Raw genomic sequence first — 20999 nt, forward strand, 5'->3', positions numbered from 1 at the left:
CATGCTGCGATCACGCTTCATACGTTTCATCGCTTTCTGCTGTGTGTTCAGCCATCAGCCGGATAATCAGCGGCAGAGCCGCGGCAATCACCGTAATGATCAGCAGAACTGTTATTCCCATTGTAAACAAGTGCCCAGTACCGTACTGGATGTCGATATATACTTTCGAAACCGGATCTTCAAATGTAAAGTTCGGCATGATCAAATCAATAAGCGGTGCGACATAGAATAGAATCATTGCCGCTGAAGCAACCCAGCCAGGGATTGATCCGAATCTGAATGCCGTCCGGATGAAGGCAGAGCTTGCGACCAGCAATAGAATCGTAAACACCGACCACTTAATCGTCTGATCGTCCGGCAATGAATAAATATTCAAGCCGAACAAGCTGATCATAAGTCCGACAAGGATATTCAGAATTCCGAATAACGCTCCTTTGACGAGAAGCGGTGCGTTTTGGTAATACGAGCTGAAATAGCCGATTAACAGACTGCTGATCAACACAATGACAAGGATGACAACCGGAGGTACCGTCTGAATTTTTTCTTCCGGAACCTCTCCGCTGATTTTAAGCGGATTCGCTAAGTAATCATATACATAGCCATTGTTTTGCCCGTCTACTAATGTATTTCCGAGTATGCCGTATACGTCATTTCGCACGAGTTTCGTGGAGGCTACATTTTTCCCCCAGTTGTTGTTTAAGGTGTCGGCTTTCGCTTGAACATCATTGACGCTTTGCTGCATGTTGGTTGTGTAATCAATGATGCCTGACTGGCGATCAGACAATGAACCCATCATGTCTGACATTTGCAGCACTTCCTGGCCGACCGTATCTTGGACACTCAGTGCCATGGTGCCAGACAGCCCATCGTTGCTGAACGTCGCAGATTCCTGTGTTGCGCCCGTTACAAGCTGTTCTGACGCTTTTGCGGCACTTTCAGAGATTTTCGTCAGTTCGTCGAGAACACCTGCTTGAGAGTCACGGATAAAGCCGCTGTAGTCGTCCGCAAATTTGGTCATGCCGTCGATGAAGCTGTTAATATCCTCATCTGTTTGCATCGTGTTGTTTTTGAGAGCTTCCCAGCTGGCTGATTCTTCCGGCTTGATGGCTAGGACTGATTTGACGTTGCTATCTTGTTCTTGGATGACTTCTCCGCTTAAGATAGACATAGAACCGATATCGAGGGAGTCATTAAGCGCTGCCTCGTACAAATATAAATAATTGTAGTATCTCATTAAATTAGAAATATTCTCTGTACTGATTTTGCTTGCAAAGAAAGGCTTTAATTTTTCTCCTCGGCCTGAATCCCCTTTATTCAGTAAGGTTTGTATTATCCTTTCTTCCATTTTATATATCAGACTATAAGAGGCATCAAGTTCCCTATTGAGATCATTCAACTTCCTTGACAAGTTTTTAATTTGGTTATTTAAATCTTTAACTGTACCCTCTAGTTCTTTAATTTCCTCATTTAGCTCTTTAATACGTTTGTCAAGCTTAGTGTTATGATCCTGTTCTTTCTCTTGAAGTTGCTTCTCAATATTCTGGATTTTTTCGGCAGCTTCATTCAGACGTTTCTTGGCTTTTGAAATATCTGTTTCATTTTCATCATCAGCATCGTGTGATCCATCATTTTCATTTGAACTGTCGTTTTCATCAGCGAGTTGAATCAGACGGAGAGCAGTTTTAGATGCTGATGTGGTTTCCGCATTTGCACCTTGATCATTAGTTTCCACTGAAGGAACTTGCTGATTTTGGTCTGTTTTTTCATTGGTTTGATCATCATCTTGGGACCCATTATCTGAAGAGCCACTATCTTGACTTTCATCTGATGATCCATTTTCTCCGTTTTCGGGCTGGTCGTCAGTTGTTGGATTCTCAGCACTAGGATTTTCACCATTTGTTGGTTCTTCGCCTCCCGGCGTTGTTGGGTCTACGTGTTCAGGCTCTTTTAATCCTTCAGAGATGTCTTTGATTTCAACTGCAACATCTTTAAGTTCGTCACGTTGCTGTTCTAAATCCAGCTCTATATCTTCAGTTGTGACTTCTTTCTCCTTATCCCGATCATCTGTTTCATCTGAATTGTCTACATTAGACTCATCCTGTGTGTTATCGGGTTGTAAAGTAGGACGCAGCTGCGCAATATTGTATTGCAATTGATTTAAATTTTCGTTTTTAACTGCTTCATATTGATTTTTATATCGTGCCAGAAAAGTTTTGAACATGTCATTTTCAATTTTTTTCATGCCCATTTCCTGAAGTGGAACTTGACCTTCCCTTGTTTTCTCGGTGTTCTCCAAGGCTAGACTTGTCAGATTAAACTGTGTCTTCGCTTGGCCGATCCCGGTTGCCAATCCGCTCATGCGTTCGCTGAACTGATTCGCCTTTTGCTGTGCCTGGATGGAATCCAGACCTGTCCGGATTTGCTGCTGTGTTGAATCCTGGGCTGCCAAAAGCAGCTTTTTCTGATTCTCTTGATATTCTTTGTACCTTTCAACTGTATCAATGAATTCTTTCAGCGTGTTTTTGGCTTCCTCCGCCGTAGAAGCTTTTTCTTTTGTCGTGCCTTGCGCTTCATTCATTGATTTCTTCAGCTCATCGATTAAGTCTTTTTGCTGTTTGATTTCACCTGCTAAATCATTAGAGCTTGGTTTGTAAAAGTTGTACATGACATTCTGGAATTCAGATTCTTTATTGACGATCTTGTCAAATTCTCCTCTGATGTTGTCCACTTTTTGCGAAACAAAGTTCCAGTATAAGGCCGACATTTTTTTGTTCATTGTCTTTTGGGCATCCTCAAGCTCCCGCTGAACTTTTTCTTTGTTAACCGCATTCAGGTTATCTTGAATGCTGAATTCGAGCGTTGCTTTTTGAGGATGGTCTTTGTCATAGCTCAAAATGTTTTTTGAGAAGTCTGAGGGAATGTAGACAATCGCATCGTATTTCTTTGAAGCGAGACCGGTCTCGGCCGCGCTTCGGTTTACGACCGTCCACGAGTAATCAGGACGTTCACCCAGAACGGCCGCTACTTCCTTGCCGAACTGGGCGGATTTGTCCTCTTCATCAGACTTTACCTCATCACTCAATACGCCTGTGTCTTCATTCACCACCGCGATTTGCCGGGTGGAATTGACTGCTTTTTTCGTTGGGTCGTCTCCGATAAATCGGAAAAACAACACCGGCAGCAGCAAAATGATGATGACGGCGGATATTAACTTGATCAAGCTTTTTCGTTGTTCTGTCATCTAGCACTCTCCCTTTCAGCAGAACATAAAGGAATTTGAACTTTTTGCTCCTTCCCGTTTTCCACAACATATCCGAAGCCCGGCTGAATCTCCGGCTCCTGTCTTTGGTACGGGAGAGGAATGACATTTTGCTCAGACTTTTTCATCAGCAGAATCGCGTGGCGGATTTGCTTCATCTCAGTCGTCAAGGAGTCATAGCCTTTTGAGAATTCGCTGTGGTTACCACCCGGGATAAAACTGAAGCCAAGATGAGCGTATGATTTCATGAAGTTAGCGAGACGGTCTTGTATTCTCGTATCAATCGTCTGCTGGAATCTCGTTATCCCGTCAATCATCAGCACCACTTGTGAGAATCGAAGATTTTGCGCGTCTCCTTGGCGGACGGCTTCTACATACATGGCTTCTCTTGTTTTGAAAATGTCTTCTGCTGTTTCAATCCACTGCTCAATATCTTCTTTCGTTTCCAAATATGAAACATCTGATTCCTTCGCATAATGAGATAAGCCGCGATCAATCGAGTCAAACAGGCCGATCATTTCGGTTTCATCATCAATCAGATGTTCGAGCATGACTTTTAGGACGTTTGTTTTCCCGCGCTGAGTCTGGCCTAAAATCAGGCAGTGCTTATGCTTGCCCAAATCAAAATAGACTGGGCTGACTGTTTCTTCATGAAGTCCGATCGGTACAGATAAAGGCTTGCGTTCCAGCTTGAAGCGGAGAGACAATTCTCTCGTAGACAAGCTCTCAGGCAGCATCGGAATCGGTGCCGGCTGCTCCATTGAAGCAAATCGCCCTTGAAGTTTCTGTACGTCTGATTTCAGCTCGTTGAACATGCCGATATCATCATCGGCGTCAACAGGCAGGAACATTTGCGCGAAATAAAGCTCTTCCTTTTGAATGATGACGCGTCCCGGAATCGGCTCAAGATTGAATTTCGGACGGCCGTAAATGGAATATCCTTCTGATTGATCCATGAGATAATGGACAACCTTTGTTTTCAAGTTATTTAACAATGACTGGCGGACAGCATTCACCCGCGTTGCTGTCAGCATAAAGTAGATACCCAAGCTTTGTCCGTCTCTGGAAAGCTGGACAAATTCCGATTCAAGCTCATGCATCTCATCCTTGACAATGTCAAAGTTGTCAATGGTGATAAAAATGAACGGAAGCTCTTCTTCGCTCAGCGCATTGTACATTTTGATGTGGCTGATTTCTTTTTCCCGGAACAAACGTTTACGGCGGTCAATTTCTTCTTTGATGCGAATCATGAACTTTTCAATTTTTCTTGACTGGTCCATCAGGAAGTAATCCGCGGTATGCGGGAGCTTCGCTAATGGCAGCAGCGTTCCGTTTCCGAAATCAAAGATATAGACATGAAGCTCTTCAGGTGTGTATACGTCCGCAAAACTCATCAGGAACGTTGCGGCTGCAATCGATTTTCCGTAGCCCGAAGAGCCGAAGATGCCGATATTTCCATCTTCCATCATCTTATAAGCAATTGGCGCCTGTCTTTGCAGATCAGGTTCATCGACATACGCAAAGTGGAAATGGTCTTTTTCGTTTGAAGGGAAAAGAGTGCGCGGAATACGTTCCGCAAGCGGCGGCAGCCAAGGGCTTGGCAGCTTCTCGATTCCCATTTCATCTTGGATGCGTTCAATTTCGTCAACTACAGCTTCGATTTCGGTTTGAACGTCTTTTTTCGCGTTATCTTCGGTATCAACCTCAGAAAGCGGGATCAGACCCGTATCTGTGACAATCGCGATTTCATCCTCAGTACCGTAGACTTCCTCTAAGTAAGGCGCCCCGCTCCATGCAGATTGGAACAGCTCATACACTTCATTGTTTCCGACCTGCAAATAGCCGCGGCCTGTTACGGTAATGTTTGCGGCATCGCTGTTTTTCAAAATTTCTTTACTGTCGGTGGCATCCTGGACCTTGAGCGCTACTTTAAAGCGCGAGTTACTCCAGATCTGGTCGTCGATGATGCCGCCTGGCTTCTGTGTCGCCAAAATCAAATGAACGCCGAGGCTTCGTCCGATACGCGCGGCACTGACAAGCTCCCTGATAAAATCAGGCTCCTCGCTTTTCAGCTCGGCAAACTCATCAGAGATTAAGAACAAGTGAGGCATCGCCACTTCTGCTTTCCCTTGCTTGTACAGCTTTGTATAGTCATTGATGTGATTGACTTGATACTGGTCAAACAGGCGCTGCCTTTTTTTCAGCTCGCTTTTAATGGAAGCAAGCGCACGCATACTGAAGTTTTTGCTTCCTTCAATATTTGTGATCGTGCCGAGGAGGTGGGGAATGTTGCGGAACGGCTGCGCCATTCCTCCGCCTTTATAGTCAATTAGTAAGAAAGCCGCTTCATGCGGATGAAAATGCACTGCAAGTGACAAGATGTAGGTCTGGAGAAATTCACTTTTCCCTGATCCCGTTGTCCCCGCAAGCAAGCCGTGCGGACCGTGTGCTTTTTCGTGAAGGTTCAGATACACAATGTCATCTTTCCCTTTATAGCCGATCGGCACTGACAGCGACTTCGACGATTCACTTGTCAGCCATCTTTGCTGAATGCCGATTTCTTTTACTTCCTTCGCATGAAAAAGCTCCAGGAACGATACCGTTTCCGGAATGGAATTCGTAATGCCGACCTGGTGGTTCAGCGTCCGCAGTGTGCGTGAAAACCGTTCGTTGTCCTCACGCTGATGATGATCGAGACGGAACGGAATTCTTACCGCTTTTTTCTTTTGTATTAAAATGTCGCCTTCATGCTCATTAATGTAGCGGACAAGAGTCGTAATGTTTTCCGACAAGCTTTCCTTTGTTTCCGCAGCGACAATTGTCGAGATGCCCAGATGCTCATGCTGTCCTTCTAAATATTCGAGAATGACATGCTCAGAGATCAGCTGCTGATTCGTGATGACAAATACAAAATGCGGTTTGAACTGCAGTTTTTCTTTGTCATCTTCGAGATCACGCTCTCTGATCAATTCGTAAAGTGAAGACAGAAGCTGATCTCGGGTTTGCTCATTATAAATAAATCCTTTTGCATAAATATGGGGCATTTGAAATTGCGGAAGCCACTTCATCCACTCCCAGTCTTTATACTCTTCTTCATGAAAAATAAATACAAAACGCAAATCGTGATAGCTGTTAAAGAACGACAGCTGTCCGATCAGCTGGTGAATCTCATTTTTCACAATTTGCGATTTACCGACAAGCCCCATCGGACCTTCTGCCAAATCGACCGTCACCGGCGCATTGCGGATATCTTTATAGACGCGCTGCATGTGCTGCGATTTCTCCATGAGGTCATCGATATCACGATTCGCCAAGTCTCCGCCGCTCATATTGATTTCATAGCTTGACGGAACTGTTCCCGTCCCAAGCCGCAGCTGGAGATAATCCTTGCTTTCAAGTGATTTTTCCCAGATCCGGTCACTGATTTCACTTGTTAAGTATTTCATTTGTTCAAATGAAGGAAAGTGAAATTCAAGAACCTGCTTTTGCTTTTCAGCAAGTGCCTGAAGCTCTTTCCGCTTATTGTCTAAGTAAAGCTTATATACACGCTCCCGTTTTTCCTCGCGTTTTTTCCGCTGGTTTTTATCCCGGAAATATTGCACTGTCGAGGTAATGAGAGTCATCATAAACATCGCCAAAGAAACGAGTATAAATATGCCGCGCGGCTGGATGATGGCAACTACGCCCATCACGATCAGCATCACAAGCGGAGGCAGGATGACGAGCCACAGCCCTCTGTTGGTTTGATCGCTCTCCTGAGAGGGAAAACTGAAAGAAACGCGGTCATCCGGCAGATCGTATACCATCCGCGGCGTTCTTCTGTACTGCGGATATTTTTTCTGCATCTCTGTACTCGGTTTGACCGTTTCTGTTAACGCTGTTTCAAACTGGGCATAATGAACAATTTCTAAAAGGTCTTGTTCCGTCACCCTCATTTGCGTGAAGTTCCAGAATATTTCATCCCCCGGCTTGAGCGGCGTATTGGCGTTGATTTTCTCTCCGTTCAAGAAGATCGTTCCGCTTTCAGGGCGGACCGACCAGCTGCCGCCTGCACGAAGCAAAGAAAACGTGCTTTGTTCTGCAAATGCAAAATCTTGCGGATTCAGATAAATATCTGCATTCGTTTTTTCTGAGGAACATACAATTTCATCCCGATTTCCCGTAAAATAAACGGATTTCTCAGGTTCACTGCCCGTCAATATCAAGCGTATATCCTGCTGATCCGTTTGGAGAGTAAATGATATATCCGTCTCAATTGTGCCGAGACAATCATTTCCCAGGAAAACTTCGTATTGGCCGCCGGATTCCTTTCTTTTAAGAGAAACCACGCCGCTATTAAATGGAATGGTGCTGATCGTAACAGAATCCTTCACATCAGGCCCTATGGTCACCGGATGAGACGACGGGAGGTTAGACAGATTTAATTTTTGAACGTTATTTTGGTAAAAAACCCATAATAGACTCAAATGGCGAACCCCCTTACGGCCGAATGGCAGCATGCGATGACCTGCGCTTCATGTCTCACGTTATTTGTCATCTTTTTTCTCATCTTTCTTTTCTGTTTCTTTTTTCTCGTCTTCTTTTTTCTTCTGTTCTTCTTTTTTCGCTTTTTCCTCGGCTGCGGCTTTTTCTTCTGCCGCTTTCTCTTCTGCTTGTTTTTCTTCGTCTGTTTGTGTCTGTTCTTCGCTTGTATCGACTAACGATGTTTCAGAATTAGACTGTTTATTTTCTTGACGTTCTTTTTGGGCTTTTTCAAGCTCACTATTTACTGAGTCAAGTTCTTTTTGTATGTCTTCATCATTTGTATCCTCAGATAAAAGCTGCTGTTTATATTTAGCTAGGGCAAAGTAAATATAATCATTGTATTCAAGCTTACGGCCGATACTGATCGCTTCTTTGTATTCTCCTCGACCATAATCAATCCAATATAAGAAATGCTGAGGGTCTGATTGAAGGGTGACTAAATTATTTTCTATATTTTTGGTTTTTGCACTCCCCAGGTTTTCGACCTCAACATAGGACGTCGCCAGCTGATACTGCACCGATTCAGGCAGGCTTTCCGCATCGTACTTGGACAGTGTGCTGATGACTTCACTGTACTGCTTGTTTAAGAACGCACGGTTGCTGTCCACTATCGCCTGGTGCTTTGGCTGCGCGAAAAATAAGGCGTACATCGAATAAATAAGTGCCGGTACAAGCAAAACAATGAGCCCCAGGCCGATATATCGCTGGATGTTCCACTTCTTTCTCGGGATATGTATGTATGTTTTTGCTTTGGCTTCGAGCTCATCAATATGGGTTTGAATCAGCTCGAGCAAATCATCATAGGATTCAGCATCTAATATCGCCTTTGCCTCTGCGGAGAACGTCAGCGTTTCATTGAATTTCAGGTAGTCTTCAAACGCAAAAGCGCCGTCAACTGCCAAAGCCGCTGCCGCTTTCAGCTCCTGCCATACTCTTTCCTCATCACGCTCGTAAGGAGGAATGCTTTCTTTTACTCCATAATGGAGAAAATAAGGCGTAAGCCCTTTATCGAATACAATGTTTTCAGGAGCGACAATCAAATTCAGCCTCGACAGATTGTGCTGCTGTACGGCTTGAACAAGCTGATAGGCAAACTGCCATTTACTTTTTTTATCCTTAGCTTTCATGAAGCGGAATGCTTTATAGGAGGAGGGAGGTTGGATTGTGATGATTACTTCATCATCCGTCACATCGATTTCTTTATGAAAAAATGGATTTATATCTTTGATCACGTTAGCTTCAAGACCGTCGAGAAGCTTTATTTTTTCCCGTTGAAAGGTAAATGTATAGCCGGCATCTGTTTTCTCGGCAACAGCTTCTAATTGGTTTTCTAAATATGATTTTTGTTCACCTGACATTCAACCAGATCCTTTCATAATATTTCAAGCCGGTCTCCGTTTGTAATGCCGCAATCAGACAGCTTGCATTCTCCGGAAAACACCTTATCCTTGTTCACCACTCTGATCCAGTGCCCTTCGCGCGGAGGCATAGATACGCTTTGGGCCTGCCAAGCAATATCAATTACTTTTTTCACCGGGTGGTAATCTGACAATCTGAGATCAAAGACACTGCCGTTATAATGTTTCAAATCTATTGTAATATCAATATACATTTAGGATCACCCTTACATAGAAAGAGCGCCGTCTTCTTTTGAATCAGGCGCTCCTTCCCTTTCATACTGTTATCCGCGGATTTGATTTGCGATGTCTTGGTCAGTAGACTCAAGTGTATTTGCTGTTTGATCAAGCTGCTGATTCACATCTTGAAGCAAATCTGACATTTTGATAAATGAAGGTTTGAGCTGCTCGTATTGATCTGCGAACGCTTCGCTTGAAGCACCTTCCCACATGCTTTTCAAATCAGAGATCATTCGGTTTAAACGATCAACCTGATTTAATACTTCTTGGCTTTCAACGCCGTATTGCTTCGCCATCGCTCTTAGCTCTTCGGGTGTGACACGAATTAATCCTGCCATATTCCTCATTACCTCCTGTGCCATCAGCCTAAATATGGGCTAATTCACTTATTTTTAGAACGTCATTATTATAAAAACAGTTTTTCGGCATAGTCAAACAAATATGTTTTAATTTTACAAAATGAGTCCAATGGTTTACCCCGAATCACTTAAAAATGACATATACTGTAAAGTAAATAGGTTTATTTTCTTAATCTTCTCTTCATTCTCCGAATAATCCAAAAGACCCAAATAACTCCCCAACTCCCAAAAAAAACCTTTCAGAAAATTTGATGCTACAGCACCATTTCTGAAAGGTTCAGTTTTTTCTTTCCTTAATTAGTCTTGCCTCCGATGACTTTCTTAGAAGATTAATAGGATAAGCTGTCGTATTATATGAGGCATACACTGTCCTGCAAAAAGGCGATTACACCGCCAAATGTATATAGAACGTTTCTCTCATGAAATTGTTTTTTTGCTTCTGTTCTTTGTTGTTGATTTTCACAAACAACAACAATCATAATAAAAGGAAGGGGATGAGATGTCAAAGAGAAATCAAGCACGAAAAGTAGGGAGATTTATGACCATGCCGAATGATCCGTTTAAATATAGTTTTGACAGACTTGAAGATGTGGCTGATCATATCAGCGACGTTCTGCGGTGCCCGATCACCATAGAGGATGTTAACCACAAGCTGCTTGCCTACAGTACACACAGCGACTGCACAGACCCTGCCCGGACGTCTACCATTATTGGCAGAAGGGTACCGGAAAAGGTGATTAACAAGTTGTGGAAAGATGGGACAATTCCAGCTCTCTTAAAAACGGACCAGCCGATCAGAGTCAAGCAAATTGATGAAGTCGGGCTGAGCAATCGCGTCGCTATTTCGATTTGGAAAAACAAGCAAGTACTTGGCTTCATATGGGCGCTTGAGATCCAAAAAACATTGTCCGATGAAGATCTGCTGACATTGCAAATGGCAGCAAAAGCAGTGAAAAACAAGCTTCTCAAACTTCAAATCAGAAAAACGAAAAATGAAGAACGCAGCCAAGAATTTTTCTGGAAAATGCTGACCGGACACATCCATCAGGAGGATGATATGGCGGATGGGTTCCATAAGCTTGGAATGGCCGCTCCTTCAGAGTTTTCCGTTATGATCATCCGCATAAATGGCGAGCTGACTGAAAAAATCGAACAGCAGCTGCAATATTTACAGGAAACGACCCAGCAGGTTTACGTGCTGCTGGCGACCGTAGATTCCAATGAACTTATTATATTAACCTCACCCAAAACAGATCATCCTTTTCAAGATTTAAAACAGTTTGCTTTAAGTACGCAAAAACAGCTGAAGGAGCGGTATAAAATAGAAGACGTTTCTATCGCTTTTGGCGGAATATACAACTCTATTTCTTTTGTCTCCCGCTCCTATCAGGAAGCATTGTCCGTCTTAAAAACGAAGGAACGGTTCGCTGAAGAGACCAAACATCTTTTCAGCTTTTCTGAGTTAGGCATTTATCAATACTTAGATGTCTTAAATGAAAAACGGAAACAGGCGGGCCATTATAATTACTCGCTTTCCAAACTGGAACAATATGACCGGGATCACCAGTCAAATCTGGTAGAGACGCTAGAGCGCTTTATTGAAGCGGACAGCAACGTGAATACCGCTTCCAAGCTGTTAAATATACACGTTAATACGTTGAATTACCGACTCAAGCGGATCAGCCAGATCGCTGAAATTGATTTGAAAAATGTGAATCAAAAATTCACCATCTATTTAGATATCAAACTTCGGCACATGGATTTGTGAAATTTCACAAATCCATGTTTTTTTATTTTCTTAATCAAACAAAGAATTTTCCAAAATATCAAGCTACACTAAAAATATCACAGATACAGGAGGAGACAGATATGATCATAGGGGTTCCTAAAGAGATAAAAAACAATGAAAACCGTGTCGCATTAACACCCGGGGGCGTTTCTCAGCTCATTTCAAACGGCCACCGGGTGCTGGTTGAAACAGGCGCGGGCCTTGGAAGCGGATTTGAAAATGAAGCCTATGAGTCAGCAGGAGCGGAAATCATTGCTGATCCGAAACAGGTCTGGGACGCCGAAATGGTCATGAAGGTAAAAGAACCGCTGCCGGAAGAATATGTTTATTTCCGCAAAGGACTTGTGCTGTTTACGTACCTTCATTTAGCAGCTGAGCCTGAGCTTGCACAGGCCTTGAAGGATAAAGGAGTAACTGCCATCGCATATGAAACGGTCAGTGAAGGCCGGACATTGCCTCTTCTGACACCTATGTCAGAGGTTGCGGGCAGAATGGCGGCGCAAATCGGCGCTCAATTCTTAGAAAAGCCTAAAGGCGGAAAAGGCATTCTGCTTGCCGGGGTGCCTGGCGTTTCCCGCGGAAAAGTAACAATTATCGGAGGAGGCGTTGTCGGCACAAACGCGGCCAAAATGGCTGTCGGACTCGGTGCAGATGTGACGATCATTGACTTAAACGCAGACCGCTTGCGCCAGCTTGATGACATCTTCGGCCATCAGATTAAAACGTTAATTTCTAATCCGGTCAATATTGCTGATGCTGTGGCGGAAGCGGATCTCCTCATTTGCGCGGTATTAATTCCGGGTGCTAAAGCTCCGACTCTTGTCACTGAGGAAATGGTAAAACAAATGAAACCCGGTTCAGTCATTGTTGATGTAGCGATCGACCAAGGCGGCATCGTCGAAACTGTCGACCATATCACAACACATGATCAGCCAACATATGAAAAGCACGGGGTTGTGCATTATGCTGTAGCGAACATGCCGGGTGCTGTCCCTCGTACATCAACAATCGCCCTGACTAACGTTACTGTTCCATACGCGCTGCAAATCGCGAACAAAGGGGCAGTAAAAGCGCTCACAGACAATGCGGCACTGAGAGCGGGTTTAAACACCGCAAACGGACACGTGACCTATGAAGCTGTAGCAAGAGATCTAGGCTATGAGTATGTTCCTGCCGAAAAAGCTTTACAGGATGAATCATCTGTGGCGGGTGCTTAATTCACAATGAGCTTGCAGAAAGATTTCTGCAGGCTTTTTTATTTTTTAAAAGGAAAAAAGAGACCATTTCACGAATTATGACTATGAAGTTGATCATAAAGGAGGATTCATATGGCTGTTCAGCAATATGGCGTGTTAAAAGGCATAGTCTTAGACATGAAGCGGGAAACAGATGATGACAGTCCTCATTTCCAAGTCAAAATGCTCGGTGAAGAGAATACGTATTACAGGTGCGCCATCAATGTGATGTCCAGTTCTGAGGAATCTGAAGTATTGTATTTGGCTGACGATCAGTTTGATTCGGGCTCAATTACCATCCTTCCGAACATGCCGTATGGATATACAAGGATCAATGAAGCAAACCGTGAAGTGGCACTGGATTATGTGCGGGGCAATTTGTTTGACCCGCGGGAAATGAAGCCTTTGCCTCATGAAATCACAGGACCTGATAATGATTTAAATGATTTTATTGAAACCTATATGAAGAAAGCACAAGATGAGAAAGCGCCGGTTTATATATTCGGTTCAAAATTCGGCCCTGAACAGGCTGCAGATAAAATATTCGGCTTTACCCCGACTAACGGAATGCACAATATCCATATGAATCAAGGGAATGCAATGGATACGCGCTGGAAAAAAGACAACGGCTCTTGGCATGACGGGGGTATTCTGATTCAGTTTGCAGATCAGTGGGCCGCTGTGTTTTTAGCGTTTTTATCCCAATCTTGGTGTACCGATGAAAACGGAAACCCGGTCAGAGATTGTGATCATACCCAAACGTCTGCGTAAGATTAGAAAAAGAGACTGCGGCGAGCAGTCTCTTTTTGATACGATTACACATTTTCAACAGTCTTTAGGCTGTTTGGCCTCATATCGCTCCAATGCGATTGGATATAGTCCAAACAAGCTTCACGCCCTTTTTGCTCATGAACGACTGTCCAGCCGCTCGGCACATCTATAAAACCGGGCCATAGGGAATATTGGCCTTCTTCATTGATCAGCACCAAATACGTGCCATCCGCATTTTCAAAAGGATTTGCCACTCTATTTCTCCTCCCTTATTTATTCAACTCTTCCAATTTGACAGCGAGAACCTTGCCGATTTGAGCCAGAGGTTCCGGCTGACATAAATCTTTATGACGGCAGTCGATGTCGATTTGTTCAATCTGTCCGTTAATATAAGGCTTCCACGAGTCAGGTTCAATCGGGTCAAACCATTCAGGAATGATTGTTGATCTGAAAAACAAAACATTTCCACGGAAGGTTTTCGGCTTATAGGAACCTAAAATGCCGACAGAATTGACATACGTATTCTTCAAATTTAAAATGACCGTTTCATCCAGGCTCGCAAGCGCACTGCCGTCACGGCGAAGAATCTCAATCGCCGCTTCAAAATCTAGCGGTTTTTCCCCTAAGCTGTCTGGATCATACCCGCCTAACGCCAGAAGGGCAATAAGCGCTTCCTCATCATCCGGTGCCTCTTTTATAGGAAGGAAGTGGTTCGGATAGGCGTCCAGCATCACCAACAGGGATACTTCTTCTCCTTGATTTTGCAGCTGGGTAGCCATCGCTTGAACGACATTCCCGCCCAGGGACCAGCCCAGCAGATGGTACGGGCCTTTTGGCTGGACCGTTCGGATTTGTTTAATGTAATCGGCAGCCATGTCATCAAGTTGTTTCGGAAGCTCCTCGCGCTGCCCGATTCCCCGTGCCTGCAAGCCGTAGATCGGATAATCTGTTCCTATATTGGTCATCAAACCGGCATAACACCAGCTGAGCCCCCCTGCCGGATGAACACAGAATAAAGGAGGCTTGTCTCCGCTTGTTCGGAGCGGCAGCAGAACGTCAAGAGCGCTTTGGCTTGATCCCATTTCAAGTCTTTCAGCGAGCCCGGCTACAGTAGGTGCTTCGAACAAGTTGCCGATGCTGAGTTCAACGCCGAGCGCTTCACGAATGCGGCTCATGAGCTGTACAGCAAGCAAGGAATGTCCGCCTAAATCAAAGAAACGGTCATCAATGCCGACACGCGGCAAGTGAAGCACCTCCATAAAGAGGTCACAGAGAATTTCTTCCTGCGGCGTTCTCGGTCCTCGTCCTGTCACTGCCGCTGCGAAATCCGGAGCGGGCAGTGCTTTACGATCAAGCTTTCCATTCGGTGTCAGCGGCAATTCTTTCATCGTCACAAAGGCAGCAGGCACCATGTAATCCGGCAGTCTCTCCGCAGCATATTTGCGCAGTTCCGCCGTATCAAATGTTTCTTCCGAAGGGATGACATAAGCTGCTAACCGTTTATCTCCCGGCTGATCCTCACGAACGATCACTGCCGCATCTTCAAGCTGCGGATGCTGAACAAGCGCGGCTTCAATTTCTCCCAATTCAATCCGGAATCCCCGAATTTTCACTTGATGGTCTGCACGGCCGACATAGTCGAGAGAACCGTCAGCGCGGAGGCGGGCCACATCCCCAGTGCGGTACATCCGGGTGCCTGGAGGACCGAACGGATCAGCTATGAAGCGTTCAGATGTTAAACCAGGCCGGCCTAGATAACCTCGTGCTAACCCCGCTCCTGATACATACAGCTCTCCGGCAACACCCGGCGGAACCGGCTGCAGGCGTTCATCCAGCACGTATACACCAAGATCGGGAATGCCGCAGCCGATCAAGCTGTTTGCCCGTAAAGCTGCCATGCTTCGGTCTAATTCGATATAGCTCACATGCACCGTCGTTTCTGTAATCCCATACATATTGATAAGCTGCGGTCTATTTTCAGGGTGGCGGTTGTACCAATCCTCTAAACGGCTGAGTTCAAGCGCTTCTCCGCCAAAAATGACATAGCGCAGACTGAGTGCCTGTCCGAGATCCGGCTGTTCCCGTTCCGCCTGCATAAACTGATAGAAAGCAGACGGTGTCTGGTTCAGAACAGTCACCCCCTCTTTGACAAGCAGGCGCAAAAACGCTTCTGGCGATCTGCTGACGTGGTGAGGTACGATCACAAGACGTCCGCCATGCAGCAGAGGACCCCAGATCTCCCACACCGAAAAATCAAACGCATAGGAATGGAACATGGTCCAGATATCGTCTGAGCTGAAACGGAACCAGTGCTCAGTCGCTGCAAATAAACGTGTTACATTTTGGTGAGGAATCATTACACCTTTTGGAACACCTGTTGAGCCGGATGTATAAATGACATACGCCGTATTCAAAGGCGAAAGCGGCTGAGTCCTGTCCTTATTTTTTGGATTCTCTGCAGGGTACGTGTTTAGTTTCTCTGCCAGCTCGGGATCATCCAGCACGATTTTCGGCACGTTTTCAACTGGCGGAATGTGATCTGCTGCTTTAGTGTTCGTCATGATAAACGCAGGCTGGGCATCTTTTAGCATAAAAGCAATTCGATCAGCCGGATAATCCGGATCAAGAGGGAGATAAGCTGCCCCGGCCTTTAGCACCGCCAATAGGCCGACAGCCATTTCCAACGATCGGGGCAGTGCCAATGCCACAAATTGCTCCGGCCCGACACCTTCACTAATCAGCATTCGGGCAAGCCGGTTTGCTCTTTCATTCAGCTCTGCATAGCTCAGTTCCTGATTTTCATATACAACGGCAATGGCATCAGGACGTAAAGCAGCCTGCTTCTCAAATTGCTCTGGCAAACATGCGGGCGGAATCTTTTCAGATACACTTTGCCAATCAGTCACCATGCTGCTGCGTTCCTCTGGTGCAAGAATATCCAGATTTCCGATTTGCTCGTCAGGATCAGACTCGGCAGCCTCCAACAGGCGCATCAATCGGTCAGCAAGAGCCTGAGCAGTTTCCCGCTTGAAAAGATCAGTGCTGTATTCAAGCAGTCCTTCCATCCCGTTTGGTGTCCCGTCAGCAAGGCGATCTTCACTGATTTCCAGCGTCAAATCAAACTTGGCAGAACCGACACTGTTGATTCGCAGGCTGCTCTCCATATCAGGAAGATGCAGTTCAGCGTCCGGTGTGTTTTGGAACGCAAGCATGATTTGGAATAAAGGATGCGTCGCACGCGAACGAGCCGGATTGAGCACCTCTACAAGTCTCTCAAACGGCAGATCCTGATTGTCATAGGCGGCCAGATTCACTTTCCGTACTCTGTCTAGAAGCTCACGAAAGCTTGGGTCACCGGACGTATCAGTTCTGAGCACCAATGTATTAATAAACAGCCCTACAAGATCGCCCAGCGCATCATCATTCCGTCCCGCGATCGGACTGCCGATCGGAATGTCGGTGCCCGCCCCGAGCCTTGTCAATAAAGCGGCGAGACCGGATTGAAGCACCATAAACAGGCTCACCCTATTTGTGCGAGCCAGCTCCTGCAATCGCTTGTGAAACTCGGGCTCAATACGAAAATGAATCGTATCTCCATCATGACTCGGCTCAGCCGGACGTGAATAATCGGTTGGCAGTTCAAGCTGATCAGGCAGGTTTTTCAAGGTTTCTTTCCAGAAAGCAAGCTGACCGGCAATCAAGCTGTTTGGATTATCCTCATTTCCAAGCAGTTCTTGCTGCCAGAGCGCATAGTCTGCATACTGCACAGCAAGAGGCGCCCATTCGGGAGGTCGTCCGTGGCAGCGAGCCGCATAAGCCGTCCCAAGGTCTCGGGTCAGCGGTGTTAAGGACCAGCCGTCTCCGACAATATGATGGACGAGAAGAAGCAGCACGTACTCGTCAGGACCGATCACAAAAAGCTCGGCACGAAAAGCAGGTTCAGCTGCAAGATCAAAGCTGTAGCGTACAGCTTCGGCAAGCCGATCAGAAAGCTCCTTCTCAGCAATTTCAGTAACATGTAACTCAGGATGGGCTTGATCGGCATCTAAAATATGCTGATAGGATGTCCCCTGTGATTCAGGGAAGATCGTCCGAAGGCTTTCATGACGGCAGACGAGGTCATAAAGTGCCGCTTTCAGCAATCCTTGATCCAACTCACCTGACAAACGGACAGCAACCGGAATATTATAAGTAGGACTCGGTCCTTCCAGACAATGCAGGAACCATAGCCGGCGCTGGGCAAATGATAGCGGGATCTTTTCAGGCCGCTCAGCTCTCTGCAAAGCGGGACGTGCACTCTGCGCCAAATCAAGATGGGCAGCGAGTCCGGCTACTGTCGGTTCGTCAAAGAGCTTGGCGATACCAAGTTCGGCTCCCATTACCTCGCGAATGCGGCTCATCAGACGGGCTGCAAGAAGAGAATGGCCCCCAAGCTCGAAGAAACTGTCATCGATACCGACGCGTGCCAAACCGAGAACCTCTGCAAACAAGTCACACAATATCTCTTCCTGAGGAGTCCGCGGGGACCGATCACTGACAGATGTGCTGAAGTCTGGTGCCGGCAGTGCTTTCCGGTCAAGCTTGCCATTAGGTGTTAATGGCAGCTCGTCCATCTCCACAAACGCCGCCGGTACCATATAATCAGGAAGACTAGCCCCCATATAACGACGAAGCTCTGCAGTATCAATAGCACCATCAGCGACTACATAAGCCGCCAATCGTTTGTCTCCCGGCTGATCTTCCCGTACGACAACCGAGGCCTGTTCAATGTGCGGATGATTGGCAAGCACGGCATCAATTTCTCCAAGTTCAATTCGGAATCCGCGAATTTTGATTTGATGATCCGCCCGCCCGATATAATCCAAAGACCCATCGGCACGCCAGCGGGCCTGGTCTCCGGTCCGATACATCCTAGTTCCCGGCGGTCCGTATGGATCTGCAACGAAGCGCTCCGCCGTTAAATCAGGGCGATGGAAATAACCTCTGGCCAAGCCGGTGCCTGCAATATAAAGCTCTCCGACAACGCCCGGCGGCACCGGCTGCAATCCATTATCAAGCACATACACCTGCGTGTTCCAAATCGGTTTCCCAATCGGAGGAACGCCCTGCAGCCCTTCTTCAAGAAAAGCTGCTGCAGACCAAATCGTTGTTTCAGTGGGACCGTATAAGTTCGTGACTGAACAATGAAGGTCTTGAAGCGCCTGCAAAAGACCGCTCGGCAGCGCCTCGCCTCCTACAAGCACTCTAAGCCCCCGAAGTTTCTCAGGTTCACTCGTTACCAAAGCGTGCCACAGTGTCGGTGTCGCCTGCATGATGTTAATATCGAAATTTTCAATCATTTGAGCTAATGCCTGCGGCTCACGGATCGTTTCTTTCTTTGCGATCACAATTTGCGCTCCGCTAATCAGCGGAAGATATAACTCCAATGCTGAAATATCAAAAGCGACAGTCGTCACAGCCAACAGCCTGTCTTCTTCTCCTAGAGAAAATGCCTCCTGCATGGACAGCAGAAAATTGCTTAAGCTTTTCTGTGTCACAACGACTCCCTTCGGTCTTCCTGTTGATCCTGAGGTATAGATGATATACGCGGGATGGTCAAGAGAAACCGATACATCCGGATTTTCCGGCGAATAGCGTTTTATAATCTCCTGTGTAACAGCCTGATCAAGCACAAGCTCCGGTACAGCCAGGTTATCAGGCAGACTGGCTGCTATTTCCTCAGTCGTTATGATGCATGAAGGTTTCGCATCCTCCAGCATGTAAGAAATGCGGTCGGCTGGAAACTCCGGATCAAGGGGGAGATACGCCGCACCAGTCTTGAGCACACCAAGCATTGAGGCCACCATCTCAGGGGAACGCGGCAGCGCCAAAGCGACAAACTGCTCCGGACCAATCCCTTTTTCGATCAACAGACGCGCGAGGCGGTTTGCCTCTTCATTGAGCTTTCGATAGTTGACTTGAATGTCATCACACATGAGAGCGATACGTTCTGGCGTAAGAACTGCCTGCTTTTCGAACATGTCCTGAAGGCTGACCAGCTTCTCGGATTTTGCTGTCTCATTCCATTTAGAAATGACTTTTTCTTTCTCCTCTGGCAACAGAAGCTCCATTTGCCCAATCAGCATGTCCTCTCCGGCAGAAGCCGTTTGCAGCAGCTGCAGGATACGCTGCTGATGAAGCTTAATATCAGACTCACTGTATACCTCGGGATTCGCATCAACATCAATTCGCAGCCCGCTGCCGTCTGTTCTGTCATATACATTGATTGATAGATCATCAACAGGACCGGCTGAAAGATTATGCGTTGTGCCCCGGGCGCCGGCAAAGTCGAGACCGTAATCAAACGGCATAAGATTGATTTGAGGGCCAAATAATCTATGATTTTCTCCTATCAATTTCAGATCGCGCCGAAGCTCTTCATGGCGATACTTATGATGTCGCCGAATGCTGCGGATTTCCCGGGAAATTTGCTGAATCAGTTCAGAAAAGCTCATCGAAGAGCTTACCGTCAGCCGGAGCGGGAGAAGGTTCATCACCATAGCCGGTACATTCAGTGACGCGGACCCTATCCGACCCATCATGGGCAGGCCGAGCACAACATCCTCAGAGCCGGTCATACGGTGCACATAAACAGCTGACACCGCAATCATGACTTCATGCCAGCTTCCTGAGAAATAGCGCGACGCTTCTTTTAACGCTTTTACATCAGACGGAGGCAGATATGCAGTATGACGAAGAAAACTGTTAGATGTTCTTGGCGCCCGATCAGCCAAGCTCACAACTTCAGGTGCATCTGCAAAACGGTCCAGCCAGAATTGACGATCCATCTCATACTGCTCTGATCCGCGATAATCTGTATCCTCCTCCAAAATGGCCTTGAGAGACCCAAAGGAACGGCTTTTAGCTGTTTGTCCTTTTATAAGCGCAGTATATGTACTTGCCACACGCTGGGCTATCAGGGAAAAACCGAAGCCGTCGATCGCTATATGGTGAATGCGCTGATACCAAAAGAAACGATCAGGCCCGGCAATAAACAGAGCTTCATTGAACAAAGGGTCATACCCTAAATCAACCGGCTTTGCTAAATCAGCTTTCATCCAGTTTAATGCTGTTTTTTCCGGATCAGGCTCAGAGCTGACGTCAATGACGTGCAGCTGTACATCCGGAGACGGGTTTATCATCTGCCAAGGCCCGTCCATATTTTCACCGAAGCGGACATGCAGCGATTCCGCTTCCTTGGTCACGTGCCGCAAAGCTTCTTCAAAAAGAGCAATATTGATTGGTCCATTGATTTCTATATATTCCGCTGTATTGTAGATTGGATTGTCCGGATCAAGCTGCTGAGCAAACCATATGCCAGTTTGCGCCCCGGTCAAAGAATATTGAAGATCTTTTGTATCAGGCATCCGTTTGTTTACCCTCCTT

General features: G+C 46.2%; 10 protein-coding genes. 3 read left to right on the forward strand and 7 right to left on the reverse strand.

The features are described 5' to 3' along the window. Positions 1–10 precede the first annotated feature (10 nt). The 5 genes from esaA to QF06_RS14280 form a co-directional block, all read right to left on the reverse strand. On the reverse strand, positions 11–3241 hold the full coding sequence (gene esaA / locus QF06_RS14260) for a type VII secretion protein EsaA (RefSeq protein WP_041850580.1): 3231 nt from the start codon (positions 3239–3241) through the stop codon (positions 11–13). After that, positions 3238–7725 carry a type VII secretion protein EssC gene (gene essC, locus QF06_RS14265; RefSeq protein ID WP_041850579.1) on the reverse strand — a complete coding sequence of 1496 codons (4488 nt, stop codon included), beginning with the start codon at positions 7723–7725 and terminating at the stop codon, positions 3238–3240. Before essC ends, esaA begins: the two co-directional genes overlap by 4 nt. A gap of 60 nt (positions 7726–7785) precedes the next feature. Continuing rightward, positions 7786–9141, reverse strand: a complete 1356-nt coding sequence (gene essB / locus QF06_RS14270; protein ID WP_003228765.1) for a type VII secretion protein EssB — start codon at positions 9139–9141, stop codon at positions 7786–7788. 14 nt (positions 9142–9155) lie between these two features. Then, complete coding sequence (gene yukD / locus QF06_RS14275) at positions 9156–9395, reverse strand: ESX secretion system protein YukD (RefSeq protein WP_003228763.1); 240 nt, start codon at positions 9393–9395, stop codon at positions 9156–9158. 69 nt (positions 9396–9464) lie between these two features. Beyond that, positions 9465–9758: a WXG100 family type VII secretion target gene (locus QF06_RS14280; protein ID WP_003220661.1), complete on the reverse strand. Its 294-nt coding sequence runs from the start codon at positions 9756–9758 to the stop codon at positions 9465–9467. Positions 9759–10278: 520 nt separating this feature from the next. Here QF06_RS14280 and adeR point away from each other — a divergent pair. The 3 genes from adeR to QF06_RS14295 all read left to right on the forward strand — a co-directional run bounded on the left by adeR (position 10279) and on the right by QF06_RS14295 (position 13574). Continuing rightward, positions 10279–11547: a sporulation transcriptional activator AdeR gene (adeR, locus tag QF06_RS14285; RefSeq protein WP_003228760.1), complete on the forward strand. Its 1269-nt coding sequence runs from the start codon at positions 10279–10281 to the stop codon at positions 11545–11547. A gap of 101 nt (positions 11548–11648) precedes the next feature. Beyond that, positions 11649–12785, forward strand: coding sequence for an alanine dehydrogenase (gene ald, locus QF06_RS14290; protein ID WP_029725879.1), 1137 nt, complete (start codon positions 11649–11651; stop codon positions 12783–12785). Between the two features lie 111 nt (positions 12786–12896). Beyond that, a complete protein-coding gene (locus QF06_RS14295; RefSeq protein WP_003228755.1) occupies positions 12897–13574 on the forward strand; it encodes a YukJ family protein in 678 nt (225 codons plus the stop codon). Positions 13575–13618: 44 nt separating this feature from the next. Here QF06_RS14295 and QF06_RS14300 read toward each other — a convergent pair whose 3' ends face one another. After that, complete coding sequence (locus QF06_RS14300) at positions 13619–13828, reverse strand: MbtH family protein (RefSeq protein ID WP_003228753.1); 210 nt, start codon at positions 13826–13828, stop codon at positions 13619–13621. Positions 13829–13843: 15 nt separating this feature from the next. Further along, positions 13844–20980, reverse strand: a complete 7137-nt coding sequence (gene dhbF / locus QF06_RS14305; RefSeq protein ID WP_041850578.1) for a non-ribosomal peptide synthetase DhbF — start codon at positions 20978–20980, stop codon at positions 13844–13846. Positions 20981–20999: the final 19 nt, after the last annotated feature.

The organism is Bacillus sp. YP1, from assembly GCF_000877815.1.
Lineage (GTDB): Bacteria > Bacillota > Bacilli > Bacillales > Bacillaceae > Bacillus > Bacillus subtilis.